Source organism: Paenibacillus monticola (genome assembly GCF_009664975.1).
GTDB classification, from domain to species: domain Bacteria; phylum Bacillota; class Bacilli; order Paenibacillales; family Paenibacillaceae; genus Paenibacillus_AQ; species Paenibacillus_AQ monticola.
Window position 1 is genome coordinate 154298 of sequence record NZ_WJXB01000001.1, and the last position, 18730, is coordinate 173027.

Genomic DNA, 18730 nt, shown 5'->3' on the forward strand with positions numbered 1-18730 from the left:
TATACTAGCTTTGTTATGAAACATAACATTAATGATAGATAAGAGACAGGAGAATTGGAGAAATGGAATTGTTTGCAGCAATGGAGCGGGACGATTATGAGGAACTATTGTTTTGTCAGGATAAGGCATCAGGATTAAAGGCGATCATCGCGATTCATGACACGACACTAGGTCCCGCACTAGGTGGAACACGGATGTGGACTTATGCTTCCGAAGAGGAAGCCATTGTGGACGCGCTTCGATTGGCGAAAGGTATGACTTACAAGAATGCTATATCTGGGTTGAACTTGGGCGGTGGGAAAACAGTTATTATTGGGGACCCCAAAAAAGACAAGAACGAGGCCATGCTCCGCGCCTTTGGAAGATACATACAAGGCTTGAACGGCCGTTATATTACGGCTGAAGATGTAGGCACCACCGAAGAGGACATGAACATCATTTATCAGGAGACTGATTATGTTACTGGAACTTCACCTAGCTACGGTTCCTCTGGCAATCCTTCTCCAGCTACGGCTTATGGCGTATACATGGGGATGAAGGCAGCGGCCAAAGTGGCCTTTGGTAGTGATTTGCTGGAAGGCAAGACCGTGGCTGTTCAAGGTGTGGGGAATGTAGCGTATACGCTGTGCAAATATCTGCATGATGAGGGAGCACAACTTATTGTAACGGATATTAACAAGGAAGCTGTAAATCGTGCAGTAGAGGCTTTTGGTGCAACGGCAGTTGATCCCGCTGATATCGTGGGGGTGAACTGTGATATTTATGCTCCTTGTGCACTCGGTGCAACCATCAACGATGTTTCACTTCCCCTCCTAAAGGCAAAGGTTGTCGCTGGTGCGGCTAACAACCAGTTGAAAGAACCCCGGCATGGTGATATTCTGCATCAAATGGGGATTGTCTACGCACCCGATTATGTGATTAATGCGGGCGGGGTAATCAATATTGCCGATGAACTAAACGGCTATAATAAAGAACGTGCTCTAAAGCAGGTAGCGAAGATTTATGATAGCATCACCCGTGTGCTGGAGATTTCAAGTACTAGTGGCATTCCCTCCTATGCCGCTGCCGATCACCTCGCACAGGAACGTATAGCTTCCATCCAGAATAGTCGTAGTACCTTCCTGCAGAATGGCAATCATGCTCTTAGCAGAAGAAATTTGCGCGGATAAAGTGAATTTGGTGCGAATTAATCCATAAGGTGAGAAATGTCGTGGACAATCTCATGGATAATTAGGAAGATAGAACCAAATCCAAGGTTGATTTGAAAGGTGAATGTCCATGTCGGCACTAAATATGGAGTCTTTAACGAATTACGGAAGAGGGGAGTCCTATTTTGACGGTTCCCTGCTAGAGTACATTGGCTGGTGTCTGGTTGGCTGGTTAGTGACGGTTTGTACCTTGGGCATATGCTATCCCTGGTCGATCGTGATGATCTATCGCTGGAAAGTAGAGCATACGGTGGTGGAAGGCCGGCGGTTACGGTTTGAAGGAACAGCAGTAAGCCTATTCGGACAATGGATCAAATGGTTCCTTTTATCGATTATTACCCTTGGAATTTACGGATTCTGGGTGTTTATCAAGCTGGAACAATGGAAGACTAAGAACACTTATTTCCAGTAATGATTTCAATCACCTTTTGAGATCAGCACTCTACATACAAAACTCGGCACGCCCTTATCCGGAAATTGATCCGGTAGAGCTGCCGAGTTTTGTTGTTGAATAGGCCATTTTTTATCATTCTAAATCTGGAACTTTATTGTACCTTTTGTGGTTCAGGATAAGTGACGCCTAGTGTATCGACAGTTACCTTCTTCATCGCTGGCGGTTGATTTGGTCGATCTGAATTGTCACGCGGAAGATTCACGATGCTGTCAACAACCTCAAGTCCTTCTGTCACTTTGCCGAAAGCGGCATAGCTTCCATCAAGACTCGGGTAAGTGTCAGCCATTATAAAGAATTGGGAACCAGCAGTATTGGCTTCCTGAGATCTTGCCATGGAAAGAATTCCCTTCGTATGCAGCACGTTATTAACGAACCCATTGCTGGTGAATTCTCCGGCAATACTGTAACCCGGACCGCCCATGCCTGTACCGTCAGGATCACCCCCCTGGATCATCATGCCCGGGATCACTCTATGAAAAATAGTGCCGTCATAGAAGCCTTTTTGGATTAATGAGATGAAATTGTTCACCGTATTCGGCGCTACCTCAGGGTAAAGCTCAGCCTTAATGATGCTCCCATTATCCATTTCGATAGTCACTATGGGGTGGCTAGCCGTTGCCGAAGGTAGTCCTTCTGTTGCCGTAACGGCATTCCCTGTTGCAGCATTGCTGTTGTCCGGTTTATTCCCGCAACCCGCCACAACTACCAGTAGTATACAGACCATCATCAGAAATAGGCCGTGTTTTGTTCGTCTAAGCTTCACTAGTCAATCTCTCCTTTATCGTGGAAGAACTCATTGTCATTATTCATAATAACTCCTTTGCCCCACTTCTTGCAAAAGTCAGGTGAGCTACTTGGGATTGGCACATGTTCAAAAGAGGTTTAGAATAATAGGGGTGCTTCCGAGAAAACAGCAGAAAGGGTGTGTGCATATTGAATTTTTCATGGAAGCGGAATCTGGTTGTACTCTGGATAGGCGTTTTCTTTTGCAGCATGGCGTATACAATCTCGATTCCATTTCTCTCTATCTTTCTTACCGATGATCTCGGCATAACCAATAATCTGGAGCTTTGGTCGGGTATTAGCTTTGGCATCACCTTTTTGGCCAGTGCCTTGATCTCTCCCTTCTGGGGATCTTTGGCTGATAAATATGGCCGTAAACCGATGCTTATCCGTTCCGGCTTTAGTCTTGCGGCCTTGTATTTGCTCAATTATTTCGTGCATGATCCATACATATTCCTGATCGTGCGTGTGCTTCAGGGTCTGCTGGCTGGTTTTGTTCCGGCTGCCATTGCGATGGTAGCTACCAACACCCCTGAGGACAAGACGGGTTATGCCCTCAGTATTATGTCTACAGCGGGAGCAACGGGCAGCATTTTGGGACCGTTAATCGGCGGTGTAGTCAGCTATTATTCCGGTAACCGTAACGCTTTTTTATTCTCGGCGGTTATGGTGCTAGTCTCGGCACTGATCGCTACTTTTTTTGCCAAAGAGGAGAATTTCGACCGTTCTGCTCCTAGATCCCACGTTAGTGATGACATTAGGGAAGCGCGGGGCAACCGAATATTTATTACATTGGTCTTACTGGCGGGTATAAGTACCTTTTCAGTTATGACTTTAGAGCCACTGATTCCGATCTATTTGCTGGATATGGGCATTTCCAAAAGTAGTGCCTCCTTAAGCTCCGGAATCGTGTTCTCTGCTGTGGGCATTGCTACCGTAATTATGGCTCCACAGTGGGGAAGAATAGGAAGTCGTAAAGGCTTTGGGGGTGTCTTGTTTATTGGGCTCATTGGCGGGGGTATCGGGAATATACTGCAGTTTTTTGTCTCGGGATATGTGGAGTTTGCGGTGCTGAGGTTTGCCTATGGCTTGTTCTATGCTGGGGTACTTCCCTCCGTAAATGCGATGATTGTGCAGGTTATCGAGCCGAGTTTTCGAGGTCGGGCCTTTGGTCTTAATCAAGCGGCAACCCAACTGGCAACGATGGCCGGACCGATTATTGGCGGTTTGCTCGGCGGTTTGATTCCGATACGCTGGGTGTTTATTCTCAATGGGGGGCTGCTGCTTGTGGCAGCGCTATTGGTTAAGTCCCGTAAGCTGGATGCTCAAATTGTAGCTGTGCGTGCAGTTGGGCAATAGGTCATAGACAACAGAAAGCAGTCAGCCTCCATAACCGGAGACTGACTGCTTTTTGAATATCAATGGAGAAGGGCCATTCCTAATCCACGATTAATCCTCTTCACCCTGGGAGCCGTTTAATACGTCGATTCCAGGCATCACATCTGTCGGTGGGGACGCAGGATCAACTGCCGATTCTGGATCAATGTCGTCAGCATCAGGAATATCCTCTAGCGGAAGGTCTTCATCCTCATCTAGGGGAGGCTCTTCGTCATAATCAATAAGGCCTTCGCTTAATCCAGCGGTCTCCGCTGCGAGCGCCGCATCGGACTCCAGCAACTCGTCCCGCTCCGGTGCTGGAGAAGCAAGGATGCTTTCCTCGCGGTCAGCCCGCCGGCCAAGTCCGGAATCCGGAACGTTTAGACCAATATCAGCGGCCAGATATTTATCGCCTACCAGAACGGGATCGGAGCCATCATCAACGATACCATCGAAATCAACCGGGGTAGCTCCAACGGGCTCATGGCTTGTCAGTGATGACTCGAGGGAGCTTACAGGACGTAAATCATCCACAGGAATATCTTGTTCCGGCGGAATATCTCCCAACTTTGTGTAACGCTCGTATGCAAAATCGGCTTCAGTCTTATTGAATTCGTTGCCCATAGCCGTTCATCTCCTTTTTAGTCATGCTCATTAAATCCCTATAATAATAATTTACCCTCTCATGAGATAGCGAATCTTCTCACGGATACAGTCCTGTGCTTAATATATTCATTCAGGTGCTGTATTAACCCCTTTACATTTCAAATTATACGTCTTATTTCGAGCTGTTTTGCGGAGTAGTGGCAGGTATAAGTGCGAAGACTGTCGAAAATAAGAATCAAATGAACCACATAAATACAACTAACGACTTACTGAGGTGCCAGGATGAAGTTGCCCTTACAAAAGACAGCGGCTGCGATGTTAGTTCTTTTGCTGCTGACTGCTATATTATTCATCGGAATTGCCATGGAGTTTAGCGGACACTCGGAGACTGTCTTGGCTAGTTGGGAACTGAAATGGGCAAGTACAGGTGACGTACCTACTACCGAAGATTCTGCGGCAATATCCGAAGCGGATTGGGTTAAAGTAATAGCAATTGGGAGTAATCAGATTGTACCAGAAGGAATAACTGCAGCTTGGCAGCGTTTTTCTTTACCCTATTATACAGAGAATTCTGCATTCCTAATTAATAAAGTCTATGGAAATAATATTAAGGCCTTTCTAAATCATAGTTTAATCTATGACTCGCAAGGACAAAGTAATTATAATGGCAGCAAAGTTCTAATACCCTTACCGGAAGATGCTAGTGGAGGGCAGATCTATCTGTGGAGCAGTAGTGGCGGTAAAGAGTTTGGCATAGAGGGCGGAATTCGGGTGGGCAGCTATGGAGAGCTGCTTGCTTTTTATGTGAAGCAAGATTTAATGGACCTTATCATTGGGGCAACATTAATTTTTATGGCTATCGTGCTTTTAGTATGCTCACTGTTTCTCAAAAGAGAGCTCTTTTCAAGCGGCTTGCTGCTGGTGCTCGTTATTTTATCCTTTGGCGTTATGGTGGTTACCTATTCTCCTTTTCTACCGCTTATTCTAAGCAACCATGGCAGAGTAATCGAGTTGATTTTTGATTTAGCTTTGTTTATTCTGCTGCCAGCATTCACATTCTATTTCGAAAAAATATTTGGTCCCGGCAAGAATAGCATAGTCACCCGTGTCCGCAAATTTCAGATGGGCTATTCGGTATTTTGTGTATGTCTGGCTATGCTTAATGTACTTGTGTCTTACCAACTTGCAGATTTCTATAAATTCATGTCAGTTACTGGAATTGGTGTCTTAATAAGTCTGCAGCTTATTTTCCTGCTGGTCTTGACGATCATATATGCCTATTCTGGCAATACGGATGCCATTATTTTCTCCATTGGGTTCTCTGTATTTACCATTCTCTCTCTCTTTGAACTGGTCTTGTATTATATGTCTTCCGGAGAATATCACTTCTACTGGTGGAAATGGGGCATGGTGATATTTGTGGTCTCATTAATTGTCATTCTGGGCCGGAGGTTCGCGAGGAATCATGAGCAGGTCATCGAATATTCGCGTGATTTGGAGCGATTTAATGATAATTTGCAGCGTTCGGAGAAAATGGAGATCATTAGCGAGCTGGCCGCTTCTGTAGCTCATGAAGTACGCAATCCTCTGCAAGTCACACGTGGTTTTCTACAGATTCTTGGGGAAAGATCCAGTAAGAAGGAGAAGGAATATCTGCAAATGGCAATGTCAGAGTTGGACCGCGCTTCACTGATCATTACAGATTTCCTCACCTTTGCCAAGCCGGGACTCGAGACGGTTGATCTGCTCGAAGTTGATGAAGAACTGAAGCATGTGGCTGGTATTCTGGTTCCGTTGGCTAATCTGCAGGGTGGAGCAATAGAGCTTAAGGTAGAGAGGGGCCTTCAGGTGCTAGGTAGCTCTGCCAAATTTAAGCAAGCCTTTATTAACATTATCAAGAACAGTATAGAATCCTTGCAGGAAGAGGGGCTCATTACGGTTACAGCTTGGAAATCGGAAGATGAGATCATCATCAGTGTGCATGATAACGGAGAAGGTATGAATAGTAGTGAGTTGGCGCGGCTGGGAGAGCCCTATTACTCCAATAAGACTAAAGGAACGGGTCTTGGACTTATGGTAACCTTTCGCATCATTGAGGCCATGGACGGCTCCATTCAGTTTAAGAGTGAAAAAGGCGAGGGTACCAAAGTTGTCGTTAATTTACCGGTTACTGTAAGGAAATAGAAATTATTTTTGCTAGTTCCGTTTTTTTGAAGGAATGGCCGAATTCTAAGCGAAATAGGTATAACAAACTTTCTTCTGAGGTGTTACATATGCGCTTGATAGCCAAAATACTTCATATAACCGCATTGCTCTTTCTACTCTTCACGGCATTCGGGTCTCTCATAACAGCAGCGGCGAGTCAGTCCCCCTCAGATGAAATTACAAAATGGCAAATGAAGTGGGATCAGTATCAGGATCAGCAAGGGTGGATGAATGTTGATTCCCTTCAGGGAGCACCGGAGTTACCTTCTGGCGTTTCGGCTGCCTGGACCAGATTAACCTTACCTGCGCTGAACTATGCATCCCCATCTATATATATTGATACTTTATATGCGCTGCATGTAAAGGTGTATGTAGAGAAAAAGCTTATTTTCGAGGGGAGTCGCAGTTACATAAAGGATAACTATTCTTTGCTTATGCCCCTCAGTCCTAAAGATAGCGGCAAAACCTTATACATATGGACGGAGACACTACAGGATCGAATCGGAATCAAGGATAAATTGGTTATCGGAGAGCATAATGTCTTAATCAATGCTTATATTAAAAATGGACTTGTAGACGTTATTTTGGGCAGCGCCTTTTTCTTTGTAGCATTAGTGTTGTTTGTGTGTGCTTTCTATCTGAATAAGGAGTCCTTCGCTAATGCAGTTTCCCTGGCGATCGTCATTGCCTCCACGGGTATCCTTTCTATTACTTATTCCCCTTTTGTATATACCTTTTACAGCTATCTGGGTCCGATCAGTATTGTGCTGTTGGATGTGGCATTATTATCCTTGTTGCCTGCACTTACCTTCTTGTTCGAAAAAATATTTGGTGGCGGCAAGTTTGGGATCATCCGGCGGTTTCGTAAATTTCAGGTTGTCTATTCCTCGTTCTGTTTGCTTTGTCTTATTCTCAATTCCCTTTCAGGCAACCGTTATGTTGAATTTTATTATTTTATATCTACAACGATTATCGGATTCATTCTGATCTTCCAGTTCATACTGCTGATCGCCTGCGTAATCATTTACTCGTTCAGAGGGAATAAGGATGCGATCATTTTTGCTATTGGATTCGGAACAGCTGCCCTTACGGGTGTGAGCGAATTGCTCTGGTATTATATCCGGAAGGGTAATTATGATTTATTCCTGTGGAAGTGGGCACTCGTAGTTTTTATTATTTCCTTAATTGTAATTCTTGGACGGAGGCTGGCTCAGAATCATCAGCAGGTTGTCAAATACTCCAGTGAGCTGGAGCTGTTCAATAATGAATTGCAGCGTTCGGAAAAAATGGAGATTATAAGCGAGCTGGCTGCATCGGTTGCTCATGAAGTACGTAATCCGTTGCAGGTAACACGGGGGTTCTTACAGTTGCTTAGTGAGAAATCCAGCGGTGATGAGAAAAGATATCTCACAATGGCCTTAAGTGAGCTGGACCGTGCATCGAGCATTATTACAGATTTCCTGACCTTTGCCAAGCCGGAATTCGAGCAGATCTCCACGCTTAACCTCTACGATGAATTTAAGCATATTGAGAGTATATTACTGCCGCTCTGTCATATGAACGGTGGCAAGTTGATATTGGATGTGGCAGATCATTTATGGGTGCGAGGGAATTCTTCGAAATTTAAACAGGCATTCATTAATATCATCAAGAACAGCATTGAAGCGCTTGGGGATGAAGGGACTATTCAGCTGACCGTATATAGTAAAGCGGATAAAGTGTTCATTCATATTAAGGATAATGGAGAAGGCATGAGTCCGGAAGTTCTGATCCGGTTGGGTGAGCCGTATTTCTCCAACAAGACTAAAGGAACGGGATTAGGTTTGATGGTAACCTTCCGAATCATTGAGGCGATGCAGGGGGACATACATTTTATAAGCAAAAAAGGAGTGGGGACAGAATCCATCACTATGCTGCCATTGGCAGGAGATCTGGAAGTTCCCACTCCTTAAGAAGTTTAACCAGGTGTCTTACCAAGAACCGAGTGTTGTAAGATCGGTCTTCATTACGCCTGAGGATGGACTTGGAGGAATCACGAGATAGAATGCATCAGAACCCTCTTCTACAGCTTTCAAGGTAACACTGTCGGGAATGATAACACCTAACGCTTCTTTGAGGGCTAATTTCGGATCTGTGAGTAGTTTTTGCTTAAAAATCGGATCTTCCCATGCTTTCTGGATTACTTGATTTCTAAGAATTGCTTCTGACACAATAATCACCCTTCCCAAATGGTTATATTTTCCTCATGAGTATAGCATGTGGTTATTTCTATTTCTATCATTTTTTGATATTTTTTGATAACCAATAATAGAGGCCGCCATTTTGAAGAATCTGCTTCTCCGCTTCGATCGCTGCTGAGATATGCTGCAAATTTCTAACCAGCACTTGATGGAAGGAAATTAGCTGTGGAGCATCTATTTCATAAACAGCGAGCTTGTTATGAGTCGCCTCTGCGATCTTGGCATAAGTATTCAAACCGCTAGTCGTAAAGATGAAATCTTTGACTTCTCCCTCAGTAAGTGTCTTACGGTCGTCTGAAAGGTGGCTGCGGGTGAGTGACAACAGGCAATTATAATTATTCTCAGCCAGATCCTGTTCCCAATCCTCGTAATCGTCAAGCATTTGCAAAGTAAGCAGTACATCATCGATTAGGTCTTCAGATTGAGCAACCAAAGAATCACTACCTGAGAGAAGCAGGATGCCGGTGCTCGATAATTTGAGCGGACTGGCTTTGTGGGCGATTTTGACTCTGTCGTTTAGAAAGTAGTCTCGTTCTCTTTCATGGCTTACACTGTCTGCCCATTGTGAGATATAGTGGTTGAAGGAGGACCAGAATGATGAATTGGGCGCAAAGTAGGATCTGTAAATATTCAGAAACTCAATATAAAGCAGGTTGGCCAGTGGTAGCTTGGCATGAGCGGAATCCGTGCTGTCCATTAGATCATCCTGAATAAAGAAATACAGCATAAAGAATACGTTGCCCATCGACAATTTGTAAGTATCATCAGGGGAAAGATTATATCCTTTCTGAAACCAAAAAGGTAGCAAGTAGCATATGTAGTTTTTATGGCTTCCTGTTGTAAATACGTTAAAATGATCAAGATAGGATATGCCTTGAGAATTTAAGGGTTCAGGAAATTTGGAGATGATAGATCTACTTTCTTGAAACACCAAGCGAAGCTCTTCCTCATAATCATAAAGCCAATCCATAGGCGTATCTCCTGTCATAATTAATGAATTTATGGAAAAATGTGGCTTGTTCGTCCTGATTATAATCCTCTCAAAAATTCATTTCAATATAAAGTTTGAGGATGTTTAATAAATAGAAGAAGAAGAGTTGCGTTAGTTGCAGAAGGGATGAATGGGATGGAGAAAATCGTCTTTGGATTGCTTGGCGGAGGCTGGAGAGCGGAATTTTATTTGCGGATTGCCAAAGCGCTTCCGGAACAATTTGCCGTTGCCGCCATGTACGTTAGAAATACGGATAAAGCTGAAAGCTTAAGAAAGACTTGGGGAGTAGCAGTCTACAGCACGCTTGAGGAGTTCATTGCAGCTGGAGGATACTCCTTTGCTGTTGTGAGTCTGAAGCGCGAAGTAAGCAAGGACTATATTATCAAACTTTGCCGTGCCGGAATTCCAGTATTAGCGGAGACTCCTCCTGCGGAGGATCTGGAGCAATTGACTGAGCTATGGAACCAAATTAGCACTTCCGCAATTGTACAGATTGCCGAGCAATATTTGTTTCAGCCCATGCATGCCGCTAGAATAAGGCTAGCCCGCTCCGGAGTACTTGGAGAAATCAGCCAAGCCCAAGTATCCGCAGCCCATGGGTATCATGGAATCAGCCTGATGCGACAACTGCTCGGTATTGGATACCAAAACGTCACGATTCGCGGTCAGAAATTTCAGTCGCCTATAGTGAACGGACCGCAGCGCAGCGGACCACCAACTTTAGAAAGAAGGGTTCAATCTGAACAGATAATTGCTACTTTTGATTTTGGAGATAAGCTGGGATTGTTTGATTTTGTTGGTGATCAGTATTTCTCATGGATTCGTGGAAACCGTATTCTGGTACGAGGGGATCGTGGTGAAATCATAGGTAATGAGATATCTTGGCTACAGAGCTATGATACGCCTTTGTATAGTACATTGCGTCGGGTGGATGCCGGACATGGCGGTAATCTGGAGGGGTTTTATCTTAAGGGTATTATGGGGGATGGAGAGTGGTTATACCGCAATCCGTTTACTCCGGCTCGATTAAGTGAAGATGAGATTGCGATCGCAGAAAGTCTGCTCCGAATGGGACAACATGTTCAGGGAGGACCTTCTTTTTATAGTCTGGCGGAAGGCAGTCAGGATCAATATTTGGCACTGCTGCTGGAGCAGTCGGTGAATACAGGCGAGGTGATCATTTCGGAAAGCCAGCCTTGGTCAAAGGGTAAATAGTGACGTATCTATTATAATGAAGCGTTGTAAACAAGAAGAAACGGCTTTGCCGTCCTCTGAAAGAGGCGGCACCCGTTTCTTCGAGAAATATAAGGATAAGTTATCGCGTGAAACATATAAATTCTTATATTTAAAAAAAACGGCTTGGTAAGTCGGAATTCTTACCTTTTCCCGACTTACCAAGCCGTAACCACGTGGAATTATTTCTTAGCTGAACCGGAAAGAATAGCTGTCAAATTCTCGTACTGGCTGCGTAGTCGAATTAACTTTGAGGTGCTTTGCTCCAGACCGCCGAGCCGGTTGCGTTCAGTCCAGAGCTGTCGATATTGATGAAGGAGTAAGTCGAGATCCTTAATCTGCTCTGTGATGAACAGTGGATCAATGAGTTGAGGTTCTGAAGCCAACATTCGTTTGATTCTGCCTAGCTGTATCGCATGCTTCACGAAATGGATACCGTTCTTCAGCTCCTTCAGAACAAGCTCGGCATCATCGCATTTCAGAGAGAGTCCATCCAGTCGACCATCAATCTGTTTGATATATACTTCCAAGCGCTCGAAATGTTCTTCTGTAAGTTGCTCAACCATAAGTACATTGTCCAGATTACATCGCAGCAGCATGGACATTTCTGTATCGTTTGAACGAATAATAGGGGATTCGAGCTTATAATAGTTTCCGAGATCCAGTAGGAGCTGGCCGATGTTCTCGGATTGGTCTTGGAAAACCGATCTATTCAAGTAGCCTGTGACATCAGCTTGCTGATTGGTATCTACACTCCACGCAACTGCGGCACCGTATACGAATCCGGCATAACTGACCGGAAGATGTTGCCAGTGACCAAAATCACCCCAGTCCGTGATCAGATAACCAATGGCACCATTATTTCTACCGTGAATAGCTGCGCTGCGCAGATTGGCCAGCATGTTGTCGCTGCGTCCCGTAAGGGAGTTCCAAGAGTTGGTCCCAGGGCAGACATAGAACGGAATTTCAGCGTCACGGAATTTTTTAGTATCTGCCTCAAAGGGATGCTCGGCAGTATAGCCCCATTCCATGGCAATAATATTTTTGGGAAGTTCAGCAATCAGCTCTGGGTATTGGATAATGATATCGCCCCAGAACTGCATCGTTTTACCGCGACTGACCACCAGTTCATGTATTTTCTGCAGAAAAGATAAATAAAGACGGCCCTTGCCTTGTGTTTCGGCAAGTGCTTTGCTTTTGCCGAGTCCCAGTTCATACGTTTCATCGCAGCCTACATTGAACTGATTAGAGCTGAAGTACGGCAGCAGATCATCATACATTTTACCCAAGAGACTGACTACGGCAGGATCTTCTGTATGAAAGGTTCCGGCCCGCATAAATAATCCTTCTGGATAGAAGTCAGCAGCATACATTTCCTCGGGCAACATGAAGCCTTCAGGGATCTCCGCCAGTTGATTGAATTCAGGTCGGGAAAGCCAGTCTTCCATATGTCCGAAGCTATTCTGGTTAGGAACCAGTTCAATATAACGTTCTCGACAGTAAGCATCCAGCAGCAAAATTTCCTCACCCGTGATCGGTGTTTCAAGCTCTGAAACCTGTGGGAAAGACTCATAGGCAAATGGAGAACCTTCTATATATAGCTGCAGTTGATTCATCTTCAAATCGGCCATAAGATCAACGATCCGGTACAGCGTTTCTTGCTTCGGTATTTTGTTCCGGCTGATATCGATCATCACACCTCTGGCTCCAAAGTCTGGTTCGTCCCGGATATGCAGTTTTGGAATAGTTCTACCGGACTGTTCCACTAGCTGCTTCAATGTTGCTACTGCATAAAAGGCTGCCTCAGGAGAACTATAGAATACCGAAATACCGCTTTCTTCAACAAGGATTTCATAGCCTTGTGCGGGCAGTTCAGGGTTATAACTAAAGTTACAAACAGACAGGACCGCTGAACGAGTCCCGATGGATAAAGGCAGGCTCAGTTGTAGAACCTGTGAGATTACCTGCTGGAGCTTACGGGCAGCAGGCATGGCATTACGATCTGTGGCATTGGCCAGCACAATGCTTCCGGTTGCAGGGATATGAAAGAATCCCTCAGACAAAGTAAGTTCACGCGGATTAGGAAGAAGTAATAGGGAATGGTTGGTCATAGAGTAGCCACCTTTGGTCATATAGAATTAGGATCATCTTTATCCATAACAATATCACTATGAATTTGAGGAAGGAATGTTTACCATGCCCAAGGTCATGGATTATATGGTCAGCCCGTATCCGATACGAATTATTGACCCCAAGGTTGAATCCTCCAGGTTGAAGCTAAAGGCTATCCGGATTGGACAGGCGGGTCATTTACCTGGAAGAACATTATTTCGTTCAGACGTGTTTTTTGAACAGTGGGCTGTTGTATACATAGTTTCTGGAAATGGTTCTTATACGGAGAATGGCGGTAAAGTGCAGCAGGTAGATGAGGGCAGCTTGTTTTTCTTCCGTCCAGGACATAGCTACAGCTATGGACCGCCACCTGGTGGTAGCTGGGATGAGTATTATATTAATTTTAGCGGAACACGTGTTTCCGAATGGCTTGAATCTGGTCTAATTGTCGGGGGAATTGTATTTCAGAGTGATGCTACTCAGGAACTACTGTCTACTTTCGAAGAAGTTCTGAAGCGAATGGACGGTGGTATTCCCGTAGATGCTGATCGGGCGGTCGTACTGCTGGAAGGAATGCTGCTGGAATGTTCGGTGATTATTAAAAAGAATAGCCGGTCTTCACAGGTGGATCTTATGCCAGAGCTTCGAGCGGATTTGAATTCCTGCGTGTATGGTGAACTGGATGTGCAGCAGATTGCTGCCAAACATCACATTTCCATGTCAACGCTTCGTCGTCAGGTAAGACACAGTAGCGGCTATCCCTTGTATGAATATATTCACCGCCTAAAAATGGCTGAGGCGAAGCACCTATTGCTGAATTCTTCGCTGCAAGTTAAAGAGATTTCCGGCATGCTACACTATAGCGATTCGTTCTATTTCTCACGATTATTTAAGAAGTACATGGGCATTTCACCTCAATTATGCCGGAGTAATGTATAAGTGGTGACATGCACAGTCGATTGATATCGTATGTTGTCGTAATTTGAGGATTTATGTTGACGATTTTTAGTAAAAAGTGATATTATTTAGTTAATATTAACAGAATTAACGGGCTATGTTGGAGATGAACTCATGAGAGAATTCTACTGCATCAGTTGTCGCACACTCCACAAGGTGGATGCAGGGGACCATTCACTTCGCATCCTTTCCACCGGCTATCATATTGTGGGGGAACAACGCTATCAGATTTGTATCTGTGATTTGGCACAACCGCAATTGGCTATTCCTCAGAGTTAGACATAGATCAGCAAACCATACGTAATCGCTTAGAGAAATCGTTGATATAATTACAAAAATAGCCTGTCCACAGAGTGGATAGGCTATTTTTGTAAAGAAGGAGAAAATTGAAGTCGTATTAATTTGAATATATGGATATTTATGAAATAATCAATGAAAAATAAGCAAAAAAATGCACTAAATATTTGCAATGTAAACGTTCGCATGAAAAAACTCAACTTGTTATTGTGATTTTTCTCATGTATGATGCTTTTAACACAGCACTATATGGGCTCGCATTTTCCACAAAACTGGAGAATAGGGTGGTGGGATGAAAATCAAATCAACTGCAGAAGACAAAATGATTGCTTTTTACAGATGCTTTTCTTTGTCCCTCACATCGTTGATGTATCTCCTGGATAGGACGGGGCCTTCTGTCATATATAAATCCTTAATCGTCGTGCTATTATTCTTACTTGCCCAACTATTCACGTTTAGTTACCGGACATTAAGAAACAGACCGCGGGTCCTAATGCTTGCTGTAAGCTTAGAAATGGCCGGAATCATTATGCTCACGTTATTTACTGGTGGATATGACAGTTCTTTTAGGCTCTATGTACTAAATCCTGTTCTAATTGCTGCAGGATCATTATCATTTTATTTCGGATGGAGTCTTCTCCTAAGCTATATCGGCATAATTGTCGCGTTTTGTTACCTTTTCCTGAATTCCGCGAATAAATCTTTTTCAGAAGCAATACTGGAGAATGGAAACCTGTTTCTAGCCCTGGTACTTGCGGTTATAATAATGCAAATGGTTAATCGTATGAAGCGCCAACGTGAGGAAGCGAATGCCCGCACAAATGAAACGATGGAGCACATCAAGTCGCTTTATCACATTGTGGAAACCTCTAGTCAACATGATTTCATGAACATTGGCCAAGTGATTACAGATTATGTGGTGAAACTTACGAAACTGGATAGAGCATTGTTCTGGTTCGCCAAAAAAAGTGGGGAGCCTGCTCCGCAGAGCCAGCAAACGGGCTGGCCACAGGAAGAGGAACGTTTTCTTTTTTCAGAACTGGAGAAGCATGAGCATGAATGGCGATTGCAGCGAGAGCCAGTATTCAAAAGCTTACCAGGACTCGGAGACTTTCTGTTTATGCCTGTACGGATGAGTACCCGCTTCGTAGGTATGATTGGAGTTAAACTGGAATCCTCCGAGGGATTGGAAGGCCGCAGATGGTATATTCAACAATTGATGTTTCTGTCTGAGCTGAGTGCAATTATTCTTGAACGCCATGAACTTGGCGTGATTGAGAATCGGTTGATCATCACCAACGAGCAGAATCGGATTGCAGATGAAATGCATGATAGTGTGTCCCAGAGTCTTTTCGGCATTGTGTACGCCACGCATTCTCTGAAGCAGACCTGGAGAAAGATGGAGGAAGCTCTTCTGGAAGAACAAATTGAGCTTATTCATGATTCAGCGACCAAGGTTGCCAAAGAATTGCGGATTACCATTTACAGTCTTAGTTCCAAGAAGAGCGGTGGTCCTACATGGATCGGTATGGTAAGATCACATCTAAAAAGCTTATCCAGATTAAACGACGTGGAAATCGAGCTTAAAATAACGGGTGATGATTTCAGTCTCCCTTATCCATATCATAAGGCACTCTTCCGGATTATATCCGAGGCAACGGGCAATGCCATTCGTCATGGCGCTGCCAGTCGTGTTGAGGTTGAACTGTCACTAAAGCCAAATTGGATCAGGCTATCGATAAGCGACGATGGAGTTGGCTTCGATACGGATCTGTTAGGGACCGAATCTGAAGATAATACCAGCGGACTCGGGATGAAGAATATGCAATATTTAACACAATCGTTCGGTGGTGACTTTCAATTGTCCAGTAATGAGAATACGGGCACAAGAATTTTAATTTCAATCCCTGTCGGTGTGGCTGAATTAAAGAAAGCATAAACTTTAGGCAGGAGGTCGATTAAAGTGAAAATCGTCATTGTAGATGATCACCCTTTAGTGAGAAGAGGATTGGCAGCTGTCATTTTGATGCAACCCAATCTACAGTTTGCTGGTGAAGCCACGAATGGCCAAGAAGCGCTTCTGGTAATTGAGGAGACGCAACCGGATCTTGTGCTGATTGATCTGAAGCTTGCTGATGAGTCGGGGCTGGATGTAATTAAAGCTGCGCGTGCGCGCGGGGTAGTCAGCAAGTTCATTCTACTAACTTCTTCAGCGAGTCGGGAAGACTTCCTGAAGGCGGAAGAAGTACTGGTCGATGGATATGTGCTGAAAGAAGCACTGCCCGAGGAACTGCTGTTTGCTATTCAATTAGTATATAAGGGACGCAAGTACTATGATCCCGGATTGATGGAAGACAAAATGCGGATGAGCGGCAACAGTCCTACTGATGAACTGACCCCGAAAGAGAAGGAAGTACTGATTGAGCTGGGACAAGGTGCTTGCAACCGCGATATTGCCTCGCGCCTCTTTATCAGCGAATTCACCGTAAAGAAGCATGTCAGCCAGATTTTGGCGAAGCTTCAGGTTGCAGACCGTACACAGGCGGCTCTGTATGCAAATGCGGTAGGAATCACCAAATACGAAATGTCTTTTGAATAATACGTACTCATAAGAGGTACTGGTAACTGAGCACGGACAAATGTCCGTGTTTTTTTGTGCGTTCCTTTAAGTTCCTTGTCAATGGTACTAAAGTATACCCTCACCCCACTCTAAAGGGGTAAAGCTACTCACTCCAAAGTGAAGAGGAAAGGGATGGTAGGAGCCATGTGGCAAACGGTAGGGCTTGGTAGAATAAAAAGCAAGATAGTTGAAACTTTCATGAATGCTTTCAGAATGAAGTTTACGCGGAAGGAGGGTTACTGTGGAAAGGACGATTTTGGATTACATTAACCTGATTAAGAAAAAGTTATGGTTGATCATGGTGTTTGTATTAATCTCATGTGCTACTACCTACTATGTCAGCAAAAACTTTGTTGTACCTATCTACTCCGCCTCCGGACAGCTGCTGGTCAACAACATTGCAAATGTGCCTGAGAGTAATAACCTTAATAATTTGAACTTCAGCCTCAATCTCATTGAGAGCTACAAGGACATTCTCAAATCGCCTACTATTATGAAGAGTGTAGCAGCGGCTCACCCGGAATTCAATCTATCAGAAGGACAATTGGCTGGCAAGCTGCAGATTAAATCTACAGAGAAAAGTCAGGTCATTAACTTGAGTGTTCAAGATGAAAGCTACACCAAGGCTGCCGAAATTATAAACGCAGTTTCGCAGACGTTCATTCGTAGCTTACCGTCACTGATGAGCGTAGATAATGTAACATTGCTGACACCCGCTGATCCGGCTGATGTTCGAGGGCCTGTCAATAGTGGCTTTATGATGAATATTATCATCAGCTTTGTAGTATCGCTTATGGCAGCATTAGGAATCATTCTGTTGATGGAAACACTCAACGGTACGCTCCGTTCCGAGAAAGAAGCGGAATTTGACCTCGGTCTTCCGGTCATTGCTACGATCGCTACGATTCGCAAACGCGATTTAGGTAAGGCAGCAGCTTCTAAAGCAAGAGTAGGGGAGGGTGCTTATGTTACGGCTGAATAATAGTCTCATTACTGATATCAATCCTTCTTCACACATATCGGAGTCGTTTCGCTCGCTGCGCACCTATATCCGCCAGCTCGCGGTAATGCAAGGGACTGGAGGCAAGGTGTTGCTCTTCACTTCAGCTGAGGGCGGGGAAGGCAAGACAACGATGCTATCCAATCTTGCGGTTTCTTTTGTACAAGATGGCAAGAAAGTAGCCGTTGTTGATTGTAATCTGAGGCATCCAGGGTTGCATACAGTCTTTGGTATTGAAGGCAGTGAAGGACTAGCAGCTTACTTAAGCGGTCAAGAGGAATCAGATAAGATTTCAGTTCTTGGAACCCTAGCTAACCTGTCTGTTATCCCTGCTGGCAGATCCCATGTCAGTCCACCGGATTTGCTGGGCAACGCAAAAATGACTATTTTGTTGAATGAGCTTAGAGCCTCTTATGATCTTGTCTTGCTCGACTCTCCACCTGCGATTGAGTACAGTGATGCACGAATCTTAGCTCCTCTGGTGGATGGCGTAATCCTTGTGGCAAGGCAAGGCAAATCCAAGCGGGAATCTCTTCGTAAGGTGAAAAGTTTGCTGGAGCAGACGGGTTCCAAAATTCTCGGTATCGCCATGAACCAAACCAAATAACTATTGCTCAGTGCAGGCTCACAAAACTTTTAGGAGGTAA

At 44.4% G+C, this 18730-nt stretch carries 16 protein-coding genes; 11 read left to right on the plus strand and 5 right to left on the minus strand.

All coding sequences use genetic code 11. The annotated features are described in order from the left end of the window. Window positions 1-62: 62 nt before the first annotated feature. On the plus strand, window positions 63-1169 hold the full coding sequence (locus tag GJB61_RS00700) for a Glu/Leu/Phe/Val family dehydrogenase (protein WP_154116163.1): 1107 nt from the start codon (window positions 63-65) through the stop codon (window positions 1167-1169). Between the two features lie 109 nt (window positions 1170-1278). Then, window positions 1279-1620, plus strand: coding sequence for a DUF898 family protein (locus tag GJB61_RS00705; protein WP_154116165.1), 342 nt, complete (start codon window positions 1279-1281; stop codon window positions 1618-1620). 133 nt (window positions 1621-1753) lie between these two features. Here GJB61_RS00705 and GJB61_RS00710 read toward each other — a convergent pair whose 3' ends face one another. After that, window positions 1754-2425 carry a peptidylprolyl isomerase gene (locus tag GJB61_RS00710; protein WP_420819718.1) on the minus strand — a complete coding sequence of 224 codons (672 nt, stop codon included), beginning with the start codon at window positions 2423-2425 and terminating at the stop codon, window positions 1754-1756. Window positions 2426-2595: 170 nt separating this feature from the next. On the opposite strand from GJB61_RS00710, the gene GJB61_RS00715 reads away from it, so the two are divergent. Then, window positions 2596-3804 (plus strand): MFS transporter, encoded by a 1209-nt coding sequence (locus tag GJB61_RS00715; RefSeq protein ID WP_154116167.1) that lies wholly within the window; start codon window positions 2596-2598, stop codon window positions 3802-3804. Between the two features lie 90 nt (window positions 3805-3894). Here the strand turns inward: GJB61_RS00715 and GJB61_RS00720 are convergent, their stop codons facing one another. Next, on the minus strand, window positions 3895-4446 hold the full coding sequence (locus GJB61_RS00720; protein WP_154116169.1) for a hypothetical protein: 552 nt from the start codon (window positions 4444-4446) through the stop codon (window positions 3895-3897). A gap of 264 nt (window positions 4447-4710) precedes the next feature. On the opposite strand from GJB61_RS00720, the gene GJB61_RS00725 reads away from it, so the two are divergent. Both GJB61_RS00725 and GJB61_RS00730 read left to right on the plus strand, forming a co-directional pair. Beyond that, entirely contained in the window at window positions 4711-6612 is a 1902-nt protein-coding gene (locus GJB61_RS00725) for a sensor histidine kinase (RefSeq protein WP_154116171.1), read from the plus strand. Between the two features lie 212 nt (window positions 6613-6824). Beyond that, entirely contained in the window at window positions 6825-8585 is a 1761-nt protein-coding gene (locus GJB61_RS00730) for a sensor histidine kinase (protein ID WP_229521391.1), read from the plus strand. Between the two features lie 18 nt (window positions 8586-8603). Here the strand turns inward: GJB61_RS00730 and GJB61_RS00735 are convergent, their stop codons facing one another. Continuing rightward, window positions 8604-8846, minus strand: coding sequence for an NHLP leader peptide family RiPP precursor (locus tag GJB61_RS00735; protein WP_420819725.1), 243 nt, complete (start codon window positions 8844-8846; stop codon window positions 8604-8606). A gap of 64 nt (window positions 8847-8910) precedes the next feature. Next, window positions 8911-9843 carry a hypothetical protein gene (locus GJB61_RS00740; RefSeq protein WP_154116177.1) on the minus strand — a complete coding sequence of 311 codons (933 nt, stop codon included), beginning with the start codon at window positions 9841-9843 and terminating at the stop codon, window positions 8911-8913. A 156-nt stretch (window positions 9844-9999) separates the two neighbouring features. Here GJB61_RS00740 and GJB61_RS00745 point away from each other — a divergent pair, with 156 nt between their 5' ends. Then, entirely contained in the window at window positions 10000-11079 is a 1080-nt protein-coding gene (locus GJB61_RS00745; RefSeq protein ID WP_154116179.1) for a Gfo/Idh/MocA family protein, read from the plus strand. Between the two features lie 200 nt (window positions 11080-11279). Here the strand turns inward: GJB61_RS00745 and GJB61_RS00750 are convergent, their stop codons facing one another. After that, the gene (locus GJB61_RS00750; protein ID WP_195724182.1) at window positions 11280-13208 is read right to left on the minus strand and encodes a family 20 glycosylhydrolase; all 1929 of its coding nucleotides are present in this window, start codon (window positions 13206-13208) and stop codon (window positions 11280-11282) included. An 85-nt stretch (window positions 13209-13293) separates the two neighbouring features. On the opposite strand from GJB61_RS00750, the gene GJB61_RS00755 reads away from it, so the two are divergent. The 5 genes from GJB61_RS00755 to GJB61_RS00775 all read left to right on the plus strand — a co-directional run bounded on the left by GJB61_RS00755 (window position 13294) and on the right by GJB61_RS00775 (window position 18690). Next, a complete protein-coding gene (locus GJB61_RS00755) occupies window positions 13294-14148 on the plus strand; it encodes a helix-turn-helix domain-containing protein (protein ID WP_195724183.1) in 855 nt (284 codons plus the stop codon). Between the two features lie 1099 nt (window positions 14149-15247). After that, window positions 15248-16402 carry a sensor histidine kinase gene (locus GJB61_RS00760; protein ID WP_229521392.1) on the plus strand — a complete coding sequence of 385 codons (1155 nt, stop codon included), beginning with the start codon at window positions 15248-15250 and terminating at the stop codon, window positions 16400-16402. 24 nt (window positions 16403-16426) lie between these two features. Next, window positions 16427-17062, plus strand: a complete 636-nt coding sequence (locus tag GJB61_RS00765; RefSeq protein ID WP_338115629.1) for a response regulator — start codon at window positions 16427-16429, stop codon at window positions 17060-17062. A 262-nt stretch (window positions 17063-17324) separates the two neighbouring features. Then, a complete protein-coding gene (locus GJB61_RS00770; protein ID WP_338115630.1) occupies window positions 17325-18065 on the plus strand; it encodes a YveK family protein in 741 nt (246 codons plus the stop codon). Continuing rightward, window positions 18049-18690, plus strand: coding sequence for a CpsD/CapB family tyrosine-protein kinase (locus tag GJB61_RS00775; RefSeq protein ID WP_154116187.1), 642 nt, complete (start codon window positions 18049-18051; stop codon window positions 18688-18690). Before GJB61_RS00770 ends, GJB61_RS00775 begins: the two co-directional genes overlap by 17 nt. Window positions 18691-18730 lie beyond the last annotated feature (40 nt).